Origin of the sequence: Mycobacterium shinjukuense (genome assembly GCF_010730055.1) — a bacterium.
In the GTDB taxonomy this organism is placed as follows: domain Bacteria; phylum Actinomycetota; class Actinomycetes; order Mycobacteriales; family Mycobacteriaceae; genus Mycobacterium; species Mycobacterium shinjukuense.
The window spans coordinates 2000060-2022886 of record NZ_AP022575.1; the positions used below are offsets into that span (position 1 = coordinate 2000060).

The window sequence follows — 22827 nt, forward strand, 5'->3', positions numbered from 1 at the left end:
CCGTGGCTACGGCAGCGGCCCGCCCGCGGTGATCGCCGCCAGCGTCGCGAACTGCTCCCCGTCCAGCGACGCCCCGCCGACCAGGCCGCCGTCCACGTCGTCCTGCGCAACGATGTCGCCGATGTTTTTCGCGTTCACCGAGCCGCCGTAGAGCACCCGCACGGTGTCGGCAATCTTCGATGACGCGAGTGACGCCAACTCATTTCGGATCGCCGCGCACACCTGCTGGGCGTCGGCGGCGCCGGCTACCCGTCCGGTGCCGATCGCCCAGACCGGCTCATAGGCGATGACGACCTTGCCGATCTGCTCGGCCGACAACCCGGCCAGCGAGCCTCGCAGCTGTTCGACGTTGTGGGACACGTGGTTTCCCGCCTCGCGGACGTCGAGGTGCTCGCCGATGCACACGATCGGGGTCAGCTGGTGCCGCAGCGCGGCGGCGGCCTTGGCGGCCACCAGCGCGTCGTCCTCGTTGTGGTGGGTGCGCCGCTCGGAGTGCCCGACGACGACATAGCTGCAGCCCAGTTTGGCCAGGAAGGCGCCGCTGATGTCACCGGTGTAGGCGCCGGAGTCGTGTTGCGACAAGTCCTGCGCGCCATAGGTCAACCGCAGCTTGTCGCCGTCGACCAGGGTTTGCACGCTGCGCAGGTCGGTGAACGGCGGAAGAACGGTGACGTCGACCTTGTCGTAGTACTTGTCCGGCAACGAGAACGCGATCTTTTGCACCAGCGCGATGGCCTCGAAGTGGTTGAGGTTCATCTTCCAGTTGCCGGCGATCAGCGGCTTGCGGGTCACGAGTCTCCTCCGGTTGGCTGCTCACGCCCCAGCACCTCAATGCCCGGAAGCGTTTTGCCCTCAAGGTATTCCAGCGACGCGCCGCCGCCGGTGGAGATGTGCGAGAACGAACCTTCCGAGATGCCCAGCGCGCGTACCGCGGCGGCGGAGTCACCGCCGCCGACCACGCTGAAGGCGCCCTTGCCGGTCGCGGTGATGATCGCCTCGGCGACGCCCCTGGTGCCCGCCGCGTACGCCGGGAACTCGAACACGCCCATCGGGCCGTTCCAGAACACCGTCTTGGCGTTGGACAGCAGCGTGGCAAACCGTTGGATCGATCCCGGCCCGATGTCCAGGCCCATCAAGTCGCTCGGAATCGCGTTGGCCGCCACCGTCTGTGGCGGCGAATCGGCGGCGAACTTCTCGGTCACCAGCACGTCGACGGGTAGCCGCAGCACGTCGGCGTAGCTGTCCAGCAGCCGGCGACAGGTGCCGGTCATCTCCTCTTCCAGCAGCGACGTTCCCACCGAAAAACCTTGCGCCGCGAGGAAAGTAAAACACATGCCGCCGCCGATGACGATGCTGTCGGCCTTTGTCGCCAGCGCCTCGATGACGCCGAGCTTGTCGGACACCTTGGCTCCGCCGAGCACCACCGCGTAGGGCCGCTGGGTGGAGCTGGTCAACTGCTGCAGCACACGGATCTCGTTGGCGACCAAGGTACCGGCGTAATGCGGCAACAGGGTGGCGACGTCGTACACCGAGGCTTGCTTGCGGTGCACCACCCCGAAGCCGTCGGAAACGAACACCCCTGCCGGTGAGACCAATTCGGCAAGCCGTTGGGCCAGCGCGCGGCGCTCGCCGTCGTCCTTGCTGATTTCGCGCCGGTCGAAGCGGATATTCTCCAGCAGCAGGATGTCACCCTCGGTGAGCCCCTCGGCACGGGCTTGCGCGTCGGTGCCGACGACATCGGCGGCCAACTGCACATGCCGGCCCAGCCGCCCACCCAACGCCGCGGCCACCGGCGCCAGCGACAGCTTAGGGTCGGAGCCATCCTTGGGACGACCCAGGTGCGCGGCGACCACCACCTTGGCCCCGGCGTCCACCAGCGCCTGCAACGTCGGCACGGACGCGGTGATGCGGCCGGGGTCGGTGATCACGCCGTCCTCGTCGAGCGGCACATTCAGATCGCAGCGCACCAGCACGTGGCGCCCCGAAACGCCTTCGGCAAGAAGGTCGTTGAGCGAAGGGATAGTCACGGCCGGCCAGACTTACAGTGACTTGCCGATCAGGGTGACCAGGTCAACGAGACGGTTGGAGTAACCCCACTCGTTGTCGTACCAGGACACCACCTTGGCCTGGTTGTCGATCACCTTGGTCAGGCCGGAGTCGAAGATGGAGCTGTGCGGGTCGGTGACGATGTCGCTGGACACGATCGGCGCGTCGTAGTACTTCAGGATGCCCTTGAGCTTGCCGTCGGCGGCGGCCTTGAACGCGGCGTTGATCTCGTCGGCGCTGGCGGCATTGGACAGGTCCGCTGTCAGGTCGGTGACCGAGCCGGTGGGGATCGGCACCCGCAGCGCGTAGCCGTCGAGCTTGCCCTTCAGCTCGGGCAGCACCAGGCCGATGGCCTTGGCCGCGCCCGTGGAGGTGGGCACGATGTTGAGCGCGGCGGCCCGCGCCCGGCGCAGATCCTTGTGCGGCCCGTCCTGCAGGTTCTGGTCCTGGGTGTAAGCGTGGATGGTGGTCATCAGGCCCTTGACGATGCCGAACTCGTCGTGCAGCACCTTGGCCAGCGGCGCAAGGCAGTTCGTGGTGCACGACGCGTTGGAGATGATGTGCTGACTGCCGTCGTACCGATCGTCGTTGACCCCCAGGCAGATGGTGATGTCCGGATCGGTGGCCGGAGCGGAGATGATCACCTTCTTGGCGCCGGCCTCCAGGTGGCCGCGTGCCTTGGCCGCGCTGGTGAACAGGCCGGTGGATTCGACGACGACGTCGACACCCAGGTCGGCCCACGGCAGCGCCGCCGGGCCCTCCCTGACTTCCAGCGCCTTGATCTTCGCGGTGCCGACAACGATGGTGTCCTCGCCTTCCAGGGTGACATCATGCGGCAGCCGGCCCAGGATCGAGTCGAATTTGAGCAGGTGCGCCAGCGTGCTGTTGTCGGTGATGTCGTTGACCGCGACCACCTCGATGTCGGCGGTGCCCTGCTCCTGCTGGGTCAACAGGGCCCGGTAGAAGTTGCGTCCGATGCGACCGAAGCCGTTGATGCCTACCCGGACCGTCACTGGCCTCTCCCTGTCTTCCGATGTCCGCTGATGAGCATTCGCCGTCAGCCTAGATCAGTGACACCAGCCGCCGTCCGCCGGTAACAGGGCTGGGCTTCGGTCGCCGCGAAAAGCCGGGAGCCGAGAGCGGGGTTGCGGCCGAGTGAGGGCGCCCATTGCCTGCCCATCGAAAGATTTCGCGCCGATCGGTAGGTATCCGCAGAAGTTACGCCGAATAGTGACACCGTCGTGACGTCACCATTTGGAAACGTTGCGTGCGGCGCACTCGTGTTTCGACGTGGGGCCGCCGACAATTGGGCCGGTCGTGGATAACACGACCTCGGTCTGAGCGCGAATAGAGGAGAGTTCACGCTGATGGCGATCGTCGATCGGTTCAACATCACAGTGGTTGCCGGCGTGGGGTTGTGCGGAGCTGCTATCGCGTTGAGCCCGCACGCGACAGCCGCCCCGCTGATCACCGGCGGCTACGCGTGCGTCCAAGGGATGGCCGGCGACGCGCCAGCAGCCGCCGGGGGACCGATAGCCGCCGGGGGACCGGCGGCCGCCGGCGCACCGGCAGCCGCCGGCGGATCGGAAGCCGCGGACGTATGCCGTGCGTCACTCACCGAAATGGCGGGTGTTCCGTTGGTTGCGCCTGGGCCGATCCCAGCCGGTGCGGCGGTCCCCGTGCCCGTCCCCGCCGGCGCACCCGTGCCCGTGCCCGCCGGCGCACCCGTGCCCGTCCCCGCCGGCGCACCCGTGCCCGTCCCCGCCGGCGCACCTGCCCGTCCCCGCCGGCGCCCGTGCCCGTCCCCGCCGGCGCACCCGTTCCCCGCCGGCACCCGTGCCGTCCCCGCCGGCGCACCCGTGCCCGTCCCCGCCGGCGCACCCGTGCCCGTCCCCGCCGGCGCACCCGTGCCCGTCCCCGCCGGCGCACCCGTGCCCGTCCCCGCCGGCGCACCCGTGCCCGTCCCCGCCGGCGCACCCGTGCCCGTCCCCGCCGGCGCACCCGTGCCGGTGCCCGCCGGCGCACCCGTGCCGGTGCCCGCGGGTGCGCCGCTTCCCGTGGTGCCCGCAGGTACTCCGCTGATTGTGCTTGGGCCAGTCCCGGCTGGTGCTCCCGCGGATGCTGCGGCCGGTGCCCCACTCACCGCCATGTCGGGGGTCAAGGATGCGCCGCGTACTCCGGCGCCAGGGGGCGCACCCGAGCCCGGTCAGCCGGTTGCTCCCGGTCCTTCGGTTGCCCCTCCGGCAGCGCGCTGAGGCCGATCCACGCCAGGGACGAGGTGCGTGCAGCTGGAAAGCGGCAACTCCCGCTCGTCGGTGGTGCGGGGTACCCCAGGTTGTCGATACCTCGACGGCAGTGAAAAGGCCACGCGCTCACTGCATCTCGTCGAGGTGTATGCACCCGCGCATCATCGTTAAGCCCTGGACCCGTGGATGGGCCTGCGAATTGATCGGCGGGTGAACCGCGAAAATGCCTTCTGAACTGGGTAATACAAGTGCTGGCATCGTAGTGTCCAGGTTGGTGCCGGTGCTGGAACTGGCTGAGCAGACCTGTTTTTCGCGGTCGATCGGCCAGCACGTGGGTGCCGAGAAGTTTCCCTTGTCGGTGAGCCGCGTGCGCATCACCGCCGCGATCGCCGCCATCGACGAGGCCGCCTAGACTCCGGCGCGGTGACCGACCCCGACACCGGGCCGAAACCCCTATGTCCTGCGCTGCGGGCGGGCTCGTGGCGCCACCTGGTGCCGGGTATCGGCCCGCCGCCGATGCCGCGCCCGCCGGCCCACTGGCCCCGCAGAACCGGATGGACAGGCCGGCGGCCGCCCCAGCCGACCACCGCGGAACCACTGGCCCCGCAGAACCGGATGGACAGGCCGGCGGACAACGTCATCGGCAACCGCCCACCCCGCGCCGCCAGGCCCAACGATCGGCCGAGTGGTGTCGCGCCGGGTGCAGTCCACACCGGTCGGCGTGAAATCTCTTGTGTCACTCTGATTTCTCTGGTTTGTCGGCGGGGTGTCTTGTCAGTGCCCTCCGATAGCTTGGGCGTATGGATCGGCAGGCGATCACCGCGGCGTTCGACACCCTCGATGCCGGCGTGGATGCCGTGCTGGGGTTGGATTGTGAGGCGTTGACCACCCAGGAGCGGCTGGTGTTGCTAGAACGGGTGGAGCGGGTACGCCGGCGGCTGCCCGCCGCCGAGCATCCGCTGATCAACCAACTAGCACGTCAGGCCAGCGCCGAAGAGTTGGGCGGCAAACTCTCCCACGCGATCGCCGAGTGGACGCTGATCAGCCGCGCCGAGGCCACCCGCCGCATCGGCGAGGCCGCCGATTTGGGGCCGCGGCGCGCACTGACCGGCCAGCCGCTGGCGCCGGTGTTGGTGGCCAGCGCCGCCGCCCACCGCGCCGGCACGTTGGGCACCGGCCAGATCGGGGTGATCCGCCGGTTCTCTCACCGGCTGCCCGGCTGGGTGGATGCGCCCACCCGCGACTGCGCCGAGGCCAAGCTGGCCAAAAAAGGCACCCGGTTTCGCCCCGAACAACTGGCCGGGCTGGCCGACAAACTCGCCGACTGCCGCAACCCCGACGGGAATTACCGTGATGAGGACCCCGGCGACGTACGACAATACGAGTGCTGAGAACGCAGTTGGCCACAGGCCGAGAAGGCGTTTCCGATGCACTCATGGTATACGTGCACCACCGGCTGGAACCGGCTGCGCAGACCGGTCTTTCGCGGCTGATCGACACGAGCACGCGCACCTGCCGTCGACGCGGGTGGCCTCCGGCGCGGTCAACCCGGCCGGCAAGCTGACTTCGATCATCGGTGGAATGATGTGCGGCGCGGACAGCATCGATGACGCCAACGTGCTGCGCGCCGGCGGGTGGTCGCGCCCGAAAATTCGGGGGTCGTGGTGTTCGGACAGGTTTTGCCCGCCTTCAAGCGACAGCCACGGTTGTCGCTCGAAGGCGGGCACATCGCACATCGCTGCCGTGCCGGGACGCGTGAGGCGAATGAGACACCAGCGAACGCGCGCCCTGCGCACGGGTCGCCAGCAGCCGCGGCGCATTGCGCACGCGGTCATGCTGGTTTCGACCCCGACCAACGTACGGGCGCGACCACTTACGCCTAGCTGCCGAACCTCGTGTGGCAACTGTCGCCGCTGCTATTCCTGCACGATCACCGGGTCACCAACGTTGACCGTGTTGTAGTACCACTCCGCGTCCTCGCGGCTCAGGCTGATGCAGCCGTGGCTGACATTCTCCAGTCCCAGGGACTGGGCGGCCCACGGGGCTGAATGCACGTAAAGGCCGCGACGGGTGATGCGGACGGCATAGTCCACCGGCAGCCGGTAACCATCGGGATCGTCGACCGGGATGCCGACGCTGCTCGAATCCATAATCACCGAGCGCTCCTTGGACAGCACGGTGTACGAGCCAACCGGCGTCGGATACTCCGGCCTACCCATCGACGCCGGCATCACCCCTTGCTCTCCGAAGTGAGGTCGATGGTGCGGCGCTGGCAGTGGGGGCGGCGGCCCCGCCTCGACTCCGTCGACGCTCACGACGAACGTGTGCTGGGAGATGCTGGCAACACCGACGACGGCGGGACCCGTTTGGAATTCGGTGGACAGGCCGCCCACCGAAAGCGCCACCGTGCTATGCGCCGGCCAGAAGCGGTCGGGAACCCATTGCACAACGTCGTTGTCGAGCCATTCGAACTTGCCAGTCATCGGGGGCGCCGAGGTGACCTCGACGGCGCGTTCGGCCGCGTGCCGGTTGGCTGAGTTGGTTATCGGCGCACGAAACGTCACCACCACCGGGTGCGCCACACCCACCACCGCGCCGCGCGTTGGCAGCACCGACGCGACGGCGAACCCATCCGTCCGGCTCGCGGCCGCAAGGCTGATGTCGGCCGGCGCCGCAACCACACTCGCAGCGATCCCGATGACGGCAAGAACACACCGAAAACCCGCTCGCATGGCTCCCATTCCTCGTCACTGACGGCGTTGTGGTCATGATGGGTTGTAGTAGTGATGGTAGGGGTGCGCCGAGGGTGGAAGTGCGAGCGCGCCTTAGTAATTCGATCAAACCTCCGTCACGTTTTGGCCACGATGAGCCAGTCCAGCGCGACGAATGGTGAGTTCAGCGGCCGCGCCGCTTGTGCAGCCGTCGCAGCGCCGACTCGGCGGCATGGTAGCCGCACAGCCCGTGGATGCCGGCGCCCGGCGGCGTGGACTGCGAACACAGATAGACACCGGGCACCCCGATCGGGTACGGGTCGACGGCCACCCGCGGCCGGAAGATGACCTGCAGCCCGTCGTTGGCGCCGCCGATGATGTCTCCGCCGACGAAGTTGCGGTTGTAGGCCTGCAGTTCGGCGGTGGAGGTGCTCACGGTCGCGGTGACGCGGTCGCGGAACCCGGGGGCGAACCGCTCGATCTGGTCGACGATCGCGCCGGTGGCGTCACCGGTGTAGCCGAACGGCACGTGCGCGTAGGCCCAGATCGGGTTGATGTTGCCCGCCGAGCGGGACGGGTCGGCCAGGTACTGCTGCCCGACCAGCACGAAGGGCCGTTGCACCATCGCGCCTTGGGCGCGTTGACGTTCGGTGTCCGCGATCTCGGCGAAGGTCCCGCCCAGGTGGACGGTGCCCGCACGCCCGCAGTCGGGGTTGGTCCACGGAATGTCGCCCTCGATGGCGAAGTCCACCTTGAACGCCGACGACCCCTCGCGGTAGCGCCGGTACGACCGGGTGATCCGGGCGGGCATCGCGTCGCCGTACAGCTCCAAGACGTTGGCCGGGCTGAGATCGAGCATGACGATGTCGGCATTGGGGATGTCGCGACGGCTGGTGACGGTCACCCCGGTGGTGATGGTGCCGCCGTGCGTAGCCAACGCGGCGGCCAGCGCCCGGGTGATGGATCCCGATCCGCCTCGCGCGACCGGCCAGCCGTAGCGGTGACCGCTGGCCAGGATCATCAACCCCAGCGAGGCGGTCAGCGGCCGGTCCAGCCGGGTGTAGACGTGCGCGGCCGCACCGCCGAACAGCGCGCGCGCCTGCTCGGTGTGAAACCAGCGGGCCAGCACCGTGGCCGCCAGCACCGCGCGCGGACCGAAGCGGGCCAGGCGAATCGGGTGGCGCGGAATGTTGAGCACCGGGCGAAGCAAATCGCCGGCCAGCTCGTCGAACCCGGCGGCAAGGTCGCCCACGGCGCCCCGCCACCGCGTGCCGTCGGGACCCATGCGGCCCACCGTCTCGTCAATCGACTGAAATAGCAGCCCGGCGGAACCGTCGTCGAGCGGATGCGCGCAGTCGATCTCCGGCCACGCCCAGCTCAGCCCGTAGCGTGCAAGGTCGAGGTCCGTCCACAACGGCGAACCGACGCCCAGCGGGTGAAACGCCGAGCAGTGGTCGTGGATGACCCCGGGTACGGTCAGCTCACTCGAACGCGCTCCCCCGCCGATCGTGTCGCGAGCTTCCAGCACCTGCACGTCGACACCGTGCCGGGCGAGGTGGATCGCTGCGGCGAGGCCGTTGGGCCCGGCGCCGACAACGACCGCGGTGCTCATGGCGTGCCGGGTGTCGCGCGTTGCGTCGTGACATGGACCGGGAACTCGTCACCGGGCTCGGGCCACGGCTGGCGGCTCAACATGTCCTCGACGGTGACATAGCCCGCCTCGATCAGCCCGGTCTTGGCGTCGACAATGCGGTACCACTGCCGTTGTTGGTGGATCGGCTGACCCTCGAGGATGATGACGCGGACATCGCCGTCGGCGAAGTTGCAGCGCCGCTGCACGGCGTCCACCAGTTGCTCGTTGTGCAGATGGCCCTCGCCGAAGTTCCACCCCACCAGCGGTCCGGCGACGATTTCGCCCTCGCGGATCGTGTAGTCGGCTTCATCGCCGATCGCGCGGGGCAGCAGGCCGTTGAGCGCCCTGCCATGGGTATGCATCGCCCGGAACGCGGCCACCTTGTCGGCCATGATTTCTGCGGTGTTGGCGTCGTAGAGTCGGGCCAGCTGATTGATCACCAGCGCAGAGCTCTTGACGACGTTGGCCTCGATGGTGTCCTCGGCGCCCGCGCGGAAGCACCACACGCTGGTGGCCCAGTTGCCGGCGTAGTAGCGCATGGCGGGCAAAAACGAAATCTTTTCGGGGAAAAGGTTTCCCGCGATCACGACGAGAACAACGGCGATCACCAGCGCCAGCAGCAGCGGCGACCGAAGATCGGTGGCCCGGATCGTGCCGTAGTGCCCGAACAGGTAGAACAGCGAGAAGATGAAAAACACGTTCCACTCCAACGGAACTCCCATAGGGAGGTTGGACAGGATGTTGAGGTGGAAGATCACCATGAACCCGATCAGGAACCACCGCCACGGGTGACCATCGGCGACCAACACCAGCGCCGCCGGGACCAGAAACTCCGCCGTGGTGCCGCCGACATGGGCCATCAGCTTCGGCAGCCAGGAGGGCCGCAGGTCGTTCACGTGATCGCGGTAGAGCAGGTGCTTGATCGGGTTGAACAGCCTGCTGCGCAACAGCGCGTTGTTGCTCGTCATCACCGCCACCACGTAGGGGAAGTGGTGGTTGAGCTTGGAGGTGGCCGCCCCCCACCACAGGCAGAGCATGATGATCTTGAACGCCGCGATCTGGTCGGTGAACGGGAAGAAGAACACGAACAGCTTCAGCCAGTAGTGTTCTCCGCGGGCCGCAAGGAAGATCGTCTTGTCGCGCAGACCCAGCAGCGCCAGTGCGACGATCGTCGGCACCACAAGGGCGGGGTTGATCAAACCCACATCCCCGACGGCGGTGACACCGGGCCCGCCTGGACCGGGGGAGCCGGCGGACAACAACGCCCACACCGCGCTGATCAACACGGTGGCGTAGAGCGCGACGTCGACAACCGTGCGGCGGTCCCCACCCGTGAAGGGCACCTTGCCCGGCCAGGGTGGCAGTCGGATCGTGTTGGGCCGCAACCAATACAACAAGCCACCAATCGGCGGCAGGAACCGCCCGGTCAGCGGGCCGGAGCCGCAGCCCAAGCCCAGGACCTCGAACAGCAGGGTGAAGATGATGACCTTCTGGTACACGATCGGTTGCGTCCACCAGTCGGCGATGCGGCCCAGCCCGCCCAGGCCGGGGGTCAGCGAGATGATCGCCGCCGCGGCGGCGACGTACATGCCGATCTTGATCAGGTAGAGCAGGTAGACCGCATACGGTGTGCCAAAGCCGTGTTCTGCCCAGTGCCGGGTGACGATCTGCAATCGCGTCGCCCGGGGCAGCGTTGGCCAGGTGTCGTGGTCGACATCCGGCAGCTCCGGTGACATGAATCCCATGGCGGCCTCGTTCCTCCAGCGCTGCGGACCCAGTTGGCCAGTCCAATGTATCGGCACCACCCTGGGAGCACGCAGACGCCGTCCGGGTCCGCCTCCCTCCCCAGCGGACCCGGCGACGCCGCAGCCCCTGTCCCGCCCGGCCACACGCCAGCCGCGCAGGCGCGGGCGCATGCCAGCGCGGTCGCCGGCGCTTCGAGCAAGGATGTCGGTGCGTCGCGTTCCAGGTGATGAACGGCGGCGAGGTAGTTCTCGGTGAGGTTCGCCCGCCACATGCCCATCATCTGGGTGTCGTGGTCCAGCCCCTGGATCTCGGCCTTCATCATGTCGAACAATTCGGCGATGCACTCGTCGCGAATCATGTTCATCTGTCGGGCGATCACCGCAATGGGCCCGTCCCCAGCGCTCACCGTGCCCGCCCCGAAATCAAGCACCGCTCACATTTCAGGTTGACATCAGGTTGGAAAGTCCTCACCGGTGAGGACGGCCACGGCCGCCGCAGCGGGGATTGTCACCCCGAACATTAACAGCGCGCTGTTTGTGGCGGGGATGAGTTGCAGGTTCTGATCGAACCCGCGGAGATCACCGTCGGCCAGCGCCTGGATCGCGGTGACCAGGTAGTGCGTATCGGCGGTGACAAACAGGCCGGGCCCTTCGACCAACATCGGCAACACCTGCTGGCCGACAACAATGGCATTGAGCACGTCCGAGGAAGCGCCGTGGCTCTTCGCGGCGGCCGAGAGCTGGTCACCGGCCTGGTAAATGGTTGAGGTGATGACGGGGTCGATGTGACGGTTGATCACGGTGTCCAGCCAGCGATCCAGGTCGGTGAGCGGGCCGTCGATGAGGGCGCCGATCTGGGGAGGAACGGGGATCCTGTCGGGCACCGGCGGCGGCACGCCGGGCAGCGACAGCGAGGACAGCTCCGTCGGGAAAGGCAGTCCAGGCAGCGGCGGCGGCTTCGGCAGCGGCGGAAGTCCTAGGTCAGCCAGCGCGTTGTCGATTCCCAGCGCGGTCCCCGCAGCGAGGTCGCCCGCGACCCTGACCGGATTGAGGTGGGTGGGGAACAGCCCGGCCGGGGTGTGCACGTCGGCGTATCCGGTGCGGTCATAGCCCAACTCGACGATCACCCGCAGGTTGGGCTCGACGAGGTCCAGCACCGGTTCGGGCACAATGCCGCGCAGCGGCTGCAGCAGCGGCAGGTGCTCGTTGGGAATCAAGATGTAAGTGACGTCGCTGTCTGGCGACGACACCGGCAGCACGATGCCCGAAGCAAGCTGCTCGGGGGTGAGTTCGTAATACAGGCTGTGCGCGTAGGGAATGCCCAAAAGCGCGTTGAGGTCGGCCAGCACATTGATCGGGTATTGCGGGAAGTCGGCAAAGCCGTCGTACTGCGTGGTGTAGACGGTGGTCGGGTAGGCAGTGTCTGGAGTCGCGCCGTTGAAGGTCAGCCCGACCGACTGGATGTACAGACCGGGAAAGCGCGCGAGGATGCCGCCGTTGGGGTTGTTGGGATTACCCAGCAACACGAAGGACAGCTGGTCCGGGCTGGGGGCGACGCCGGCGGGCAAGGTGTTCAGATGGCGCATCACCAGGGTGGCAACCGACGAGCTCTGCGAGAAGCCCAGAACCACCAGGTGATCGCCGGCCGCGACGTGATCCATGATCGCGGCGTTGAGATAGGTGGCCCCCAGGGCCGCCGACTCGTCATACGTCAGGCTGGGGATTCCGGTAAACGGCTGGAACTGGGCGGGCGTGTATAGGCCGGTGAACCCGTAGCCCGGGTACTGGGGGGCGATGAAGCGGTCGTAGACCTGTTGCATGTAGTCCATCGGTGGATGCGGGGTTCCGGTGGAGCCCATGATCAACGCGGTGTGGGCGCCCGACGCCAGCGTCGACGTCATCGTCGCCGGCACGCCGGGCCGGGCCGGCGCACTGGCCGCGGTAAGCAGATCCAGCCGCGCCCGCTCGAGCAGCGCGGCGTTGGCGGCCTCGGCGCCCGCGTACGCCGCGGCACCCGCGTCGAGGGTGCGGACAAACTGGTCATGAAACGCGGCGAGCTGCGCGCTGAGGGCCTGATATTCCCGAGCGTGGGAGCTGAACAGCGCCGCGATGGCCGCCGATACCTCGTCGGCGGCCGCGGCCAGCAGCCGCGTGGTCGGGGCCGCCGCGGCCGCGTTGGCCGCGTTCACCGCCGAGCCGATGCCCGCCACCTCGGCGGCGGCCGCGGCCACCGTCTCCGGCGCCGCGATCACAAACGACATCCCGCCCTCCGGCCCACCCAGGAAACCCGGCTCACCGACCACCGGCGACGCCCTTAGCAGGAGGGGATGATAGCGCGATCCGGAGCGCGCGTCCCGCGGTTTCCGCCAACGTTTTGGCCCGCGCCGCCGGCCGGTCGGTACCATCTAGTGACCCACAGCGCCCAGGGTCAGGGGGACACGATGAGCGATACCGAGAACGACGATGACATCGGCAAGTTCGACCCGGGCTTGACCCAACGCATGATCGGTGTGCTGCGCCCAGTCGTCAAGGCGTACTTCCGGTCCGAGGTCCATGGGCTGGATTCCTTCCCACCGGGCGGCGCGTTGGTGGTCGGCAATCACTCCGGCGGCATGTTCCCGATGGACGTGCCGATCTTCAGCGTCGACTTCTACGACAAGTTCGGCTATGACCGACCGGTTTACACGCTGAGCCACGACATCTTGTTCATGGGTGTCACCGCGCCGCTGTTCCGGCGCACCGGCTACATCCGGGCCAACCGGGAGAACGCGGCGCGCGCGCTGCGCTCCGGCGGTGTGGTCATCGTCTTCCCCGGCGGGGATTACGACGCCTACCGGCCAACGTTCGCCGAGAACGTCATCGACTTCAACGGCCGCAAGGGATACGTCAGCACGGCCATCGAAGCCGGCGTACCCATCGTGCCCGCGGTGTCCATCGGCGGCCAGGAGACCCAACTCTACCTGTCCCGCGGCACCTGGCTGGCCGAGCACCTGGGGCTGAAGCGCCTGCTGCGCAGCGAAATCCTGCCGCTCTCGTTCGGCTTCCCATTCGGGTTTTCCGCCGCGATCCCGCCGAATCTGCCGCTGCCCACCAAGATCGTCACACGGGTGCTGGAGCCGATCGACATCGCCGCCACGTTCGGCGAGGACCCGCATATCGACGAGGTCGACGAGCACGTCCGGTCGGTGATGCAACAGGCCCTCGACGAACTGGCCGCCAAGCGCCGCTTCCCGATCCTGGGCTGAGCCATGGCCGCACTGTTTGACCAGACACTCGGGCTGATCACCACCCTGTGGCGGGCGCGAATGATCACGCCGATGCGGCCTGACCGCTACCTGAAGATCGCCGCTGCGATGCGCCGCGAAGGGATGGGATTCACCTCGGGTTTCGCCGGTGCGGCGCAACGCTGCCCGGACCGGCCGGGCCTGGTCGACGAACTGGGCACGCTGACCTGGCGGCAGCTCGACGAGCGCGGCAACGCGTTGGCCGCCGCGCTGCAGGCGTTACCGGCGGGCACTCCGAAGGTGGTCGGCATCATGTGCCGCAACCATCGAGGTTTCGTCGAAGCACTGTTGGCGGCCAACCGGATCGGCGCCGACGTCGTGTTGCTCAACACCTCCTTCGCCGGTCCGGCGCTGGCCGACGTGGTGACCCGCGAGGGGGTCGACACCGTCATCTACGACGACGAGTTCACCGCCACGGTGGATCGCGCGTTCGCAGACAAACCACAGGCCACCCGCATCCTGGCGTGGGCTGGCGAGCAGCACGGCGTGACCGTCGAAGAACTCCTCGCCGCGCACGCCGGGCAACGGCCGCGGCGGCGCGCCCGCACCGGCAAGATGATCCTGCTCACCTCCGGCACCACCGGAACACCCAAGGGCGCCAAGCACTCTGGCGGTAGCGGCGGAATCGGCACGCTCAAGGGCATCCTGGACCGCACGCCGTGGCGGGCCGAGGAGCCGATCGTGATCGCGGCGCCGATGTTTCATGCGTGGGGCTTTTCGCAACTGGTGTTGGCCTCGTCGCTGGCCTGCACGGTGATCACCCGACGCAAATTCGATCCGGAGGCCACCCTGGACCTCATCGACCGCCACCACGCGACCGGGCTGGCGGTGGTGCCGGTGATGTTCGACCGCATCATGGATCTGCCCGCCGAGGTCCGCAACCGCTACAGCGGCCGGTCGCTGCGCTTCGCCGCGGCATCGGGTTCGCGGATGCGGCCCGACATCGTCATCGCGTTCATGGACCAATTCGGCGACGTGATCTACAACAACTACAACGCCACCGAGGCCGGCATGATCGCCACCGCCACACCGGCGGACCTGCGCGCCGCGCCCGACACCGCGGGCCGGCCGGCCGAGGGAACCGAAATCCGCATCCTGGACAAGGAGTTCCACGAGGTGCCCACCGGCGCGGTCGGCACCATCTACGTCCGCAACCGCAGCCAATTCGACGGCTATACCTCGGGCACCACCAAGGATTTCCACGCCGGATTCATGTCGTCGGGCGACGTCGGCTACCTCGACCACGACGGACGGTTGTTCGTCGTCGGACGCGACGACGAAATGATCGTCTCCGGCGGGGAGAACGTCTACCCGATCGAGGTGGAGAAGACCCTAGCCGCCCACCCCGAGGTGGCCGAGGCCGCGGTGATCGGTGTGGACGACGAGCAGTACGGCCAGCGGCTGGCGGCGTTCGTGGTGCTGGAACCGGGGGCTCGTCTCGACAAGGAAGCCGCGCCCGAAGCCCTCAAGCAGCACGTCCGGCAGAACTTGGCCACCTACAAGGTGCCCCGCGAAATCAGCGTCCTCGACGAGCTGCCGCGCGGCAGCACGGGCAAGATCCTGCGGGCCGAACTGCACGCCCGGGTCGGCGGACCATGAGGCCGCGAGGACTGCTGCAGCGGCTGCGGCAACCCCGGCCCCTGACCCGGGCAACGGTGGAATTGGTCAACGCCGCCAACGGATTACACCCGCTGAGCCGTCACCCCTATGCCTCGGCGGTGGTGTTCTGGTTCGGTTGGCCGACCTCGGAGGTGCCGGGGCTGTACCTGACCGCGTCGGTGCTCGACGCCGTGCGCCGCGGCCGCCGCGGGCATTTCGCCGGGCGACGGGGGAAGGTGGCGCTGACGCTGACCGCCGCCGCGTGGGCGATCCTGGTTGCCATCCGCTACCGCGGTGCCGTCACCCCCGGCCCGGTGCTGGAAGCGGGGCTGCGGGAAGGGCTCGGACCCGACTACGCCAAGGAGCTGACGGCGCTGCCGGTCGAACCGACCCGCAGCGGTAGGCTCGACCTCCCGCTGCGCACCACGGTCGCCCGCCGGCGCTACGTCACGAAGGAAAACGTCGTGGCCTACGGCCCGCACCGGCGGGCCAACCTGGCCGACATCTGGCGTCGTCGCGACCTGCCGCGCGACGGCAAGGCCCCGGTGCTGGTGCAGGTGCCTGGCGGCGCCTGGGTGCTCGGCCGGCGCCGACCGCAGGCGTATCCGTTGATGAGCCTTCTGGTTTCGCGCGGCTGGGTGTGCGTGTCGCTGAACTACCGGGTGTCGCCGCTGCATACCTGGCCCGACCACATCGTCGACGTGAAACGCGCGCTGGCCTGGGTCAAGCAGCACATCGCGGCCTATGGTGGCGACCCGAATTTCGTTGCGATCACCGGAGGTTCGGCCGGCGGCCACCTGTCCGCCTTGGCCGCCCTGACGCCCAACGACCCGCGGTTTCAGCCGGGGTTCGAGGAGGCCGACACCTCGGTGGCGGCGGCGGTGCCGATTTACGGACGCTATGACTGGTTTTCCACCGAGGCCCCGGGGCGCCGCGAGTTCGTCGGGCTGCTGGAAAAGGTTGTGGTGAAACGGAAGTTCAGCGCACACCGCGACGTCTTCGTCGATGCCTCGCCGATCCGGCACGTGCACGCGGACGCGCCACCGTTCTTCGTTGTGCACGGCCGCGATGACTCCCTGATCCCCGTCAACGAGGCGCGGGCGTTTGTCGACGAGCTGCGCGCGGTGTCGAAGGCGCCGGTCGCCTACGCCGATCTGCCCTACGCCCAACACGCTTTCGACATCTTCGGCTCCCCGCGAGCGCAGCAAACCGCCGAGGCGGTGGCCCGTTTCCTGTCTTGGGTGTACGCCACCAACCCGCCCAACGCCCAGGCTTAGCCTGCGCCTACCGCAGGTCCGCGGCACGCTCCAGTTCGGCCAGTGCCGGTTCGATGGCGTCGGCCATCTCGTCGATGTCGTTGGCCACTTCCGGTGTCGTCACCAGGCCGAAGTCCAGATAGTCCTGGTAGGAGAAGCAGGTGATGTTGAGCGCGACATCCATGATCGGCGGTCCCAGGGGCACCAGCGAGTCCAGCCGCGCGCCGGCCATGTACAACGGGAAACCCGGACCGGGAACGTTGGAGACCACCAGGTTGATGGGCGGCAAGTTGTGCGACAACCCGGTGGCCGTATAGGCGCGGGCGGCCAGGTGCAGCAGGCCCGGCGGCGTGGTTTCGGTGAGCCCCATGATCTGATGCGCCGAGAGCGCCTTGGCCATTTCCTTGGCGCTCTGGGTGCTCTCGTGGATGGCCATCAGCCGCTTGGCCGCATCATCGATATGGGTTGCTAGCGACGCGGTCATCGAGCTGACCTGGTTTCCGACGTCGGCCTTCGTCGCGTCGGTGCGGGTAGAAACCGGAATCTCGGCGATCAGCGGCTTGGCGGGCAGCTCGTCACGCTTATGCAGGTATTCCCGGGCCGCCCCGGCCACCAATGCCAGCACCACGTCGTTGAGCTTGACACCAAAGGCGTCTTTGACCGCCTTGGCCCGGGCCAGTTCGACACGGGCGCCGGTGACCCGCCGGTGCGGTGACACCGGCGCGTTGAACCGGGTCTTGGGCGCCTCGAAGTATCGCGCCGGCTTGCCGGCGACGCCCAACGCGGCGATCTGCTGACGCACGATCTGCTCGATCAGCCGGGCAATGCGAAACGGGGTCATGATTCCCAGGTTGATCAGCGCACCGATGGCGCGCCGTTCCAGACCCGGGATCTTGAATCCCACGAATCCGACCGTTTCGTGTTGCGGCGGTCGCGGTTCGGGCGTGATGTCCAGCAGGATTTCGCCCAGCCCGGCACCGGAGACCCCGTCAACGATGGCGTGATGCATCTTGGTCAGCGTCGCGATGCGACCGCCCTCGACACCCTCGATGACCCACAGTTCCCACAGCGGCCGTGAGCGGTCCAGCTTGTAGGACATCAGCCGCCCGACGAGCTCCTCGAGCTCGCGCCGCCCGCCGGGACTCGGAACACCGATGCGACGGATGTGAAAGTCGATGTCGAGTTCCTCGTCCTCGACGAACCACGGCCGGTCCAGTCCCAGCGGGGCACCGGTGACCCGCCACCGCAGTTGCGGGATCTCCGGCAGTCGCTCGATGATCAGTTCGCGAAGTCGCTGAAAGCTATAGTCGGGCGCGTCGCGAGGATCGCAGATCGCCAATGCACCCACGTGCATATGCCAGCCTGCGGTTTCCGCAGACCAAAACGCCGCATCGACACTCGACAGCCGCTTCATGCCATGACCGTAGTCCTCGCCCCGCCCCGGCGCCAGCTAGGCATCCTCGAGCAGGTCCGGCGTCACCGCCGACTCCGTATCGGGGATGCCGTCCACCTTGGCCTTCCGGTCGGCCATCGATAACAGTCGCCGAATACGGCCCGCCACAGCGTCTTTCGTCATCGGCGGGTCGGCGAGCCGGCCGAGCTCTTCCAGGGATGCCTGTCGATGCTCGACGCGCAGCCGGCCGGCCGAGGCCAGGTGCTCCGGCACGGCTTCGCCGAGTATTTCCAGCGCACGCTCCACCCGGGCGGCCGCGGCGACCGCGGCCCGAGCCGAGCGGCGCAGGTTGGCGTCGTCGAAGTTGGCCAGCCGGTTGGCCGTGGCCCGCACCTCGCGCCGCAGCCGGCGCTCCTCCCAGATGAGCCGGGTGTCTTGGGCCCCCATTCGGGTCAGCAGCGCGCCGATGGCCTCCCCGTCGCGCACCACCACCCGATCGGTGCCCCGCACCTCGCGGGCCTTCGCGCTGACGCCGAGCCTGCGCGCCGCCCCCACCAACGCCAGCGCGGCCTCCGGGCCGGGGCAGCTCACCTCCAAGGCCGACGAGCGGCCCGGCTCGGTCAGCGACCCGTGCGCCAAAAAGGCTCCCCGCCACGCGGCTTCAGCGTCGGCGAGGCTTCCGCCGACGACCTGAGCCGGCAGGCCGCGTACCGGACGTCCGCGCATGTCGAGCAGCCCGGTCTGACGCGCCAGCGCTTCACCGTCGTTGGCGACCCGCAGCACGTAGCGGGTGCCTTTGCGAATTCCGCTGGCCGACAACACATGCACCAGCGCGGTGTAGCCGTACAGCTCGAAGATTTCCTTGCGCAGCCGCCGGGCGATGCTGCTCAAGTCCACCTCGGCCTCGACGACCACGCGGCCGCCCACAATGTGCAGCCCGCCGGCGAACCTCAGCAAGGACGTGACCTCCGCCCTCCGCGCGCTGACCGACTTCACCACCAGCCGGCTCAGCTCGTCCTTGACTTCGGTCGTCATCGCCACGCGTCGTCACCCCTCGGTCCGTTCCCGCCCGATCCATGCCCGCCGGTCCGCCTCCGGGCCCTGGTCGCGCGCCCGCACCCCATCGAGCACGGCCGCGAGCTTGCCCGGGTCATGTAAAGGTGTACCAGGTCTGGCCACGTCGGCGAAGTGGACCTCGGCCCGCAGCTGGGTTGCGGTGCGCCGCAATTGCTCCCGCTCGCGGTCGCTGGGCACCCGTTCGGCGTCGATGATGATGTCGTGCACGGTGAATCCCGGCGCGTGTTGGGCCAGCACGTGCAGGTGACGCTCCACCGAGAAGCCGGCCGTCTCCCCCGGCTCGGCCACCAGGTTGAGCACCAGCGCCCGTCGGGCCCTGGTGGTCCGCAGGGCCGTCAGCAACCCGGGCACCAACACATGCGGGATCACGCTGGTGAACCACGACCCGGGCCCCAGGACCACCACATCGGCGGCCATGATGGCGTCGACGGCCTGTCGGGTCGCCGGCGGGTCGGTGGGCAGCAATCGCACCCGCCGCACCTTTCCGGGCGTGGTCGCGATCGCCACCTGGCCGCGGATCAGCCGAAACATTCGCGGGTCGGCCTCCAGGCCGGACACGTCGGCCTCGATCTGCAGCGCGATCGGGCACATCGGCAGCACCCGGCCGTTGACCCCGAGGATGCGTCCGAGTTCGTCGAGGGCGGCCACCGGGTCGGCCAGCACCTCGTTGAGGCCGGCGAGCAGGAGGTTGCCGATCGGATGTCCGGCCAACGCGCCGCTGCCGCCGAATCGGTGCTGCAGGATGGTCGCCCACAATCGTCCATGCGGGCTGTCGGATGCCAACGCCGCCAAGGCCATTCGCAGATCCCCCGGTGGCACGATGTCGAGTTCGCTGCGCAGCCGGCCCGACGAGCCGCCGTCATCGGCGACGGTCACGATGGCGGTGACGTGGGGGGTCAGCCGACGGGCCGCGGACAACGTCGCGTACAGGCCGTGTCCGCCGCCCAACGCGACGATGCTGGGGTTCATTCGCGACCCAGATCCCGGTGCAGCACACGGACCGTCAGCCGCGGATCCGACCGCAGCAGCCCCATCAACGCTTCCGCGATCGCCACGCTGCGATGTTTGCCGCCGGTGCAGCCGATAGCCAGCGTCATATAGCGCTTTCCCTCCCGGCGATAGCCGTCGACAACCAGCGCGAGCAGGCGATGGTAGGTCTGCAGAAACTCGCCCGCGCCGGGCTGGTGCAGCACAAAGTCGCGCACCGCCGGATCTTGGCCGGTGAGCGGACGCAACTCGTCGACCCAGTGCGGGTTGGGGAGGAACCGCACGTCCAGCACCATGTCGGCGTCCATCGGCAGACCGTATTTGAAGCCGAAAGACTCGACCGTGACGCTGGTGGTCGCGCCGCCGTTGCCGCCGAATGCGCGCTCGATGCTTTCCCGCAGTCCCCGCACCGACAGGGTCGACGTGTCGATGATCAGGTCTGCGGTGGCGCGAACCGGCGCCAGCATCCTGCGCTCCGCGGCGATACCCTCGGCCAGGGTCTGCTCACCCTGCAGCGGATGGCTGCGGCGATTCTGTTCGTAACGGCGCACCAACATGTCGTCGGAGGCCTCCATGAACACCACGCGGGGGGTGACGTTGCGGGTGGCCAGTTCCTTGCGCACCGAGTCCAGGTCGCCGGTGAATCCGCGTGACCGCACATCCATCACCACCGCCAGCTGGGTGATCCGTGAACCGGCGGCCAGCCCGAAATCGACCATGCGGGTAATCAGCTGGGGCGGCAGATTGTCGGCCACATACCAGCCCAGGTCTTCGAGCACCTTGGCCGCCGTGCCCCGCCCGGCCCCGGACAACCCGGTCACCAGAACGACGTCGATACCGGCGGAGCTGTCGGCCGGCTGGTTGTCGGCAGCGTGGTCGGTCATTGCGACGCTCCGGTTGTGTTCGGTCGCAACGCTTCCAGGACCGCGGTGGCGGTGGCCACGCCGATACCCGGAACGGCGGTGATCTGCTCGACGGTGGCCTCCCTCAGGCGGGCAATCGACCCGAAGTGGGTGACCAGCGCCTTGCGGCGATGCTCTCCCAATCCCGGCACCGAGTCCAGCGCCGAGGCCGTCATCCGCTTGGATCGCTTGCTGCGATGGTAGGTGATGGCGAATCGGTGTGCCTCGTCACGCACCCGCTGCAGCAGATACAGTCCCTCGCAGTTGCGCGGCATGATGACCGGGTCCGGCTCGGACGGCACCCAGATCTCCTCCAGCCGCTTGGCCAGCCCGATCACCGCGACATCGGTGATGCCGAGCTCATCAAGGACCGCGCTGGCCGCATTGACTTGCGGGGCACCGCCGTCCACGACATACAGGTTGGGCGGGTAGCCAAACCGGCGCGACTTACCGTCCGGCGCAGGCATATTCGAGTCCTGTAGGTGCCGCAAGAACCGGCGCCGGGTCACCTCCGCGATGCAGGCCACATCGTCGGAGCGCCCCTGCCCGGCGGCCTCCCGGATCCCGAAGTGACGGTAGTCCGACTTGCGCGGCAGGCCGTCCTCGAACACCACCAACGAGCCCACCACATCGGTGCCCTGCACATGGCTGACATCGACGCACTCGATCCTCAGCGGCGCATCGGCCAGGCCGAGAGCGTCCTGAATGCTGCGCAGCGCAGCGGATCTGGCATTGAAGTCACCGGCCCGCTTCAGCTTATGTTGCTGCAGCGCCTCTTTCGCGTTGCGTTGCACGGTTTCGGCCAGCGCCCGCTTGTCCCCGCGGCGCGGCACCCGCAGCACCACCCGTGAGCCGCGCAGACCGGACAGCCAGTCGGCCAGCTCGTCGGCGTTGGACGGCAGACACGGCACCAGCACCTCACGCGGCACCGGGGTGGCGGAACCGTCAGCGGCTTGGCCGGTTTGGAGGTCCAGTTCGGCCTGTTCGCCGTAGAACTGCGTCAGGAACTGCTCGACCAACTGGGTGCCGGAATCGCCCGGATCTCCGGGCTTTTCGACGATCCAACCACGCTGGCCACGAACCCGGCCGCCACGGACGTGAAACACTTGCACCGCGGCTTCCAGGTCGTCGTCGGCAAATGCCACCACGTCGGCGTCGGTGCCGTCGCCGAGCACCACAGCTTGCTTTTCCATTGCCCGCTTCAACGCGGACAGGTCATCGCGCAGCCGGGCGGCCCGCTCGAAGTCGAGTTGCTCGGCCGCGGCGGTCATCCGCTGCTCCAGTTCGCGGGCGTAGCGGTCGGTCTTGCCGGACAGAAAGTCGCAGAAGTCGTCCACGATCTGGCGATGTTGCTCGGCGCTGACCCTGCCGACACACGGCGCCGAGCACTTGTCGATGTAGCCGAGCAGGCAGGGGCGATCGATCTGCTTGTGCCGCTTGAACACTCCCACCGAGCAGGTTCGCGCCGGGAAGACCCGGGTGAGCAGATCCAGCGTTTCCCGGATGGCCCAGGCGTGCGAATAGGGCCCGAAATAGCGCACGCCTTTGCGCCGCGGGCCGCGATAGACCATCAACCGGGGAAACTCGTCGTTGAGCGTGACGGCCAGCACCGGATACGTCTTGTCGTCGCGGTAGCGGACGTTGAAGCGCGGATCGAATTCCTTGATCCAGTTGTATTCCAGCTGCAACGCCTCGACCTCGGTGTTGGCCACCGTCCACTCGACCTTGGCCGCGGTGGTCACCATCTGCCGGGTCCGCGGTTGCAGGTTCGCGACGTCGGCGAAATAGGACGTCAGGCGGCTGCGCAGGCTCTTGGCCTTGCCGACGTAGATGACACGCCCGCGCGAATCCCGGAATCGGTACACGCCCGGCTCGACCGGGATGGACCCGGGCGCGGGGCGATACGTCGCGGGATCTGGCACGTATTAAGGCTAGTGGTCGCGGGAAG

15 protein-coding genes and 6 pseudogenes are annotated in these 22827 nt (G+C 68.2%); 8 read left to right on the top strand and 13 right to left on the bottom strand.

Translation table 11 applies throughout. From position 1 onward, the window contains the following. Nucleotides 1-6 precede the first annotated feature (6 nt). From tpiA to gap, 3 genes are read right to left on the bottom strand one after another with little or no spacing between them, the layout of a single operon-like run. On the bottom strand, nucleotides 7-792 hold the full coding sequence (gene tpiA, locus G6N20_RS08745) for a triose-phosphate isomerase (RefSeq protein WP_083052272.1): 786 nt from the start codon (nucleotides 790-792) through the stop codon (nucleotides 7-9). Then, complete coding sequence (locus tag G6N20_RS08750; RefSeq protein ID WP_083052273.1) at nucleotides 789-2027, bottom strand: phosphoglycerate kinase; 1239 nt, start codon at nucleotides 2025-2027, stop codon at nucleotides 789-791. Before G6N20_RS08750 ends, tpiA begins: the two co-directional genes overlap by 4 nt. Before the next feature lie 12 nt (nucleotides 2028-2039). Next, a complete protein-coding gene (gene gap, locus G6N20_RS08755; RefSeq protein ID WP_083052274.1) occupies nucleotides 2040-3059 on the bottom strand; it encodes a type I glyceraldehyde-3-phosphate dehydrogenase in 1020 nt (339 codons plus the stop codon). A 354-nt stretch (nucleotides 3060-3413) separates the two neighbouring features. On the opposite strand from gap, the pseudogene G6N20_RS22405 reads away from it, so the two are divergent. From G6N20_RS22405 to G6N20_RS22415, 5 genes and pseudogenes are all read left to right on the top strand, one after another. Beyond that, nucleotides 3414-4046 (top strand): annotated as a pseudogene (locus G6N20_RS22405) (hypothetical protein); the annotation flags it as partial. 21 nt (nucleotides 4047-4067) lie between these two features. Beyond that, nucleotides 4068-4301, top strand: a pseudogene (locus G6N20_RS22410) (hypothetical protein); the annotation flags it as partial. A 265-nt stretch (nucleotides 4302-4566) separates the two neighbouring features. Beyond that, nucleotides 4567-4704, top strand: coding sequence for a hypothetical protein (locus G6N20_RS08760; protein ID WP_158084789.1), 138 nt, complete (start codon nucleotides 4567-4569; stop codon nucleotides 4702-4704). Between the two features lie 388 nt (nucleotides 4705-5092). Beyond that, nucleotides 5093-5653 (top strand): annotated as a pseudogene (locus tag G6N20_RS08765) (DUF222 domain-containing protein); the annotation flags it as partial. Between the two features lie 95 nt (nucleotides 5654-5748). Then, nucleotides 5749-5927 (top strand): annotated as a pseudogene (locus G6N20_RS22415) (IS1380 family transposase); the annotation flags it as partial. Between the two features lie 281 nt (nucleotides 5928-6208). Here G6N20_RS22415 and G6N20_RS08770 read toward each other — a convergent pair. The 5 genes and pseudogenes from G6N20_RS08770 to G6N20_RS08785 all read right to left on the bottom strand — a co-directional run bounded on the left by G6N20_RS08770 (nucleotide 6209) and on the right by G6N20_RS08785 (nucleotide 12642). After that, nucleotides 6209-7024, bottom strand: coding sequence for a L,D-transpeptidase (locus tag G6N20_RS08770; RefSeq protein ID WP_083050985.1), 816 nt, complete (start codon nucleotides 7022-7024; stop codon nucleotides 6209-6211). A 163-nt stretch (nucleotides 7025-7187) separates the two neighbouring features. Beyond that, the gene (locus G6N20_RS08775; protein ID WP_083050983.1) at nucleotides 7188-8615 is read right to left on the bottom strand and encodes a phytoene desaturase family protein; all 1428 of its coding nucleotides are present in this window, start codon (nucleotides 8613-8615) and stop codon (nucleotides 7188-7190) included. Further along, nucleotides 8612-10381 carry a DUF3556 domain-containing protein gene (locus G6N20_RS08780; RefSeq protein WP_083050980.1) on the bottom strand — a complete coding sequence of 590 codons (1770 nt, stop codon included), beginning with the start codon at nucleotides 10379-10381 and terminating at the stop codon, nucleotides 8612-8614. Before G6N20_RS08780 ends, G6N20_RS08775 begins: the two co-directional genes overlap by 4 nt. 152 nt (nucleotides 10382-10533) lie before the next feature. Next, nucleotides 10534-10746 (bottom strand): annotated as a pseudogene (locus G6N20_RS21950) (PucR family transcriptional regulator); the annotation flags it as partial. Nucleotides 10747-10833: 87 nt separating this feature from the next. Beyond that, entirely contained in the window at nucleotides 10834-12642 is a 1809-nt protein-coding gene (locus G6N20_RS08785) for a PE family protein (RefSeq protein ID WP_083050994.1), read from the bottom strand. A gap of 180 nt (nucleotides 12643-12822) precedes the next feature. Here G6N20_RS08785 and G6N20_RS08790 point away from each other — a divergent pair, with 180 nt between their 5' ends. The 3 genes from G6N20_RS08790 to G6N20_RS08800 are packed head-to-tail and all read left to right on the top strand — an operon-like array spanning nucleotide 12823 to nucleotide 16541. Next, nucleotides 12823-13626: a lysophospholipid acyltransferase family protein gene (locus G6N20_RS08790; protein ID WP_083050974.1), complete on the top strand. Its 804-nt coding sequence runs from the start codon at nucleotides 12823-12825 to the stop codon at nucleotides 13624-13626. Nucleotides 13627-13629: 3 nt separating this feature from the next. Then, complete coding sequence (gene fadD12, locus G6N20_RS08795; RefSeq protein ID WP_083050971.1) at nucleotides 13630-15264, top strand: acyl-CoA ligase FadD12; 1635 nt, start codon at nucleotides 13630-13632, stop codon at nucleotides 15262-15264. After that, on the top strand, nucleotides 15261-16541 hold the full coding sequence (locus G6N20_RS08800; protein WP_083050968.1) for an alpha/beta hydrolase: 1281 nt from the start codon (nucleotides 15261-15263) through the stop codon (nucleotides 16539-16541). The genes fadD12 and G6N20_RS08800 overlap by 4 nt, the downstream gene beginning before the upstream one ends. Before the next feature lie 7 nt (nucleotides 16542-16548). Here G6N20_RS08800 and G6N20_RS08805 read toward each other — a convergent pair whose 3' ends face one another. From G6N20_RS08805 to uvrC, 5 genes and pseudogenes are all read right to left on the bottom strand, one after another. Continuing rightward, the gene (locus tag G6N20_RS08805; RefSeq protein ID WP_083050965.1) at nucleotides 16549-17934 is read right to left on the bottom strand and encodes a WS/DGAT/MGAT family O-acyltransferase; all 1386 of its coding nucleotides are present in this window, start codon (nucleotides 17932-17934) and stop codon (nucleotides 16549-16551) included. Between the two features lie 36 nt (nucleotides 17935-17970). After that, nucleotides 17971-18948 carry a DNA-binding protein WhiA gene (whiA, locus tag G6N20_RS08810; protein ID WP_142272157.1) on the bottom strand — a complete coding sequence of 326 codons (978 nt, stop codon included), beginning with the start codon at nucleotides 18946-18948 and terminating at the stop codon, nucleotides 17971-17973. Next, nucleotides 18945-19959 (bottom strand): annotated as a pseudogene (locus G6N20_RS08815) (YvcK family protein). The gene whiA and the pseudogene G6N20_RS08815 overlap by 4 nt, the downstream one beginning before the upstream one ends. Next, nucleotides 19956-20861, bottom strand: coding sequence for an RNase adapter RapZ (gene rapZ / locus G6N20_RS08820; RefSeq protein WP_083050959.1), 906 nt, complete (start codon nucleotides 20859-20861; stop codon nucleotides 19956-19958). Before rapZ ends, G6N20_RS08815 begins: the two are co-directional and overlap by 4 nt. After that, entirely contained in the window at nucleotides 20858-22801 is a 1944-nt protein-coding gene (gene uvrC / locus G6N20_RS08825; protein WP_083050956.1) for an excinuclease ABC subunit UvrC, read from the bottom strand. Before uvrC ends, rapZ begins: the two co-directional genes overlap by 4 nt. Nucleotides 22802-22827: the final 26 nt, after the last annotated feature.

Excerpts from the sequence above, each read along its gene's own strand:
- rapZ (WP_083050959.1), bottom strand. The coding sequence starts at position 20,861 with ATGACCGACCACGCTGCCGACAACCAGCCGGCCGACAGCTCCGCCGGT.
- G6N20_RS08775 (WP_083050983.1), bottom strand. The coding sequence starts at position 8,615 with ATGAGCACCGCGGTCGTTGTCGGCGCCGGGCCCAACGGCCTCGCCGCA.
- G6N20_RS08805 (WP_083050965.1), bottom strand. The coding sequence starts at position 17,934 with ATGAAGCGGCTGTCGAGTGTCGATGCGGCGTTTTGGTCTGCGGAAACC.
- G6N20_RS08790 (WP_083050974.1), top strand. The coding sequence starts at position 12,823 with ATGAGCGATACCGAGAACGACGATGACATCGGCAAGTTCGACCCGGGC.
- whiA (WP_142272157.1), bottom strand. The coding sequence starts at position 18,948 with ATGACGACCGAAGTCAAGGACGAGCTGAGCCGGCTGGTGGTGAAGTCG.
- G6N20_RS08785 (WP_083050994.1), bottom strand. The coding sequence starts at position 12,642 with ATGTCGTTTGTGATCGCGGCGCCGGAGACGGTGGCCGCGGCCGCCGCC.
- G6N20_RS08800 (WP_083050968.1), top strand. The coding sequence starts at position 15,261 with ATGAGGCCGCGAGGACTGCTGCAGCGGCTGCGGCAACCCCGGCCCCTG.
- G6N20_RS08780 (WP_083050980.1), bottom strand. The coding sequence starts at position 10,381 with ATGGGATTCATGTCACCGGAGCTGCCGGATGTCGACCACGACACCTGG.
- G6N20_RS08770 (WP_083050985.1), bottom strand. The coding sequence starts at position 7,024 with ATGCGAGCGGGTTTTCGGTGTGTTCTTGCCGTCATCGGGATCGCTGCG.
- fadD12 (WP_083050971.1), top strand. The coding sequence starts at position 13,630 with ATGGCCGCACTGTTTGACCAGACACTCGGGCTGATCACCACCCTGTGG.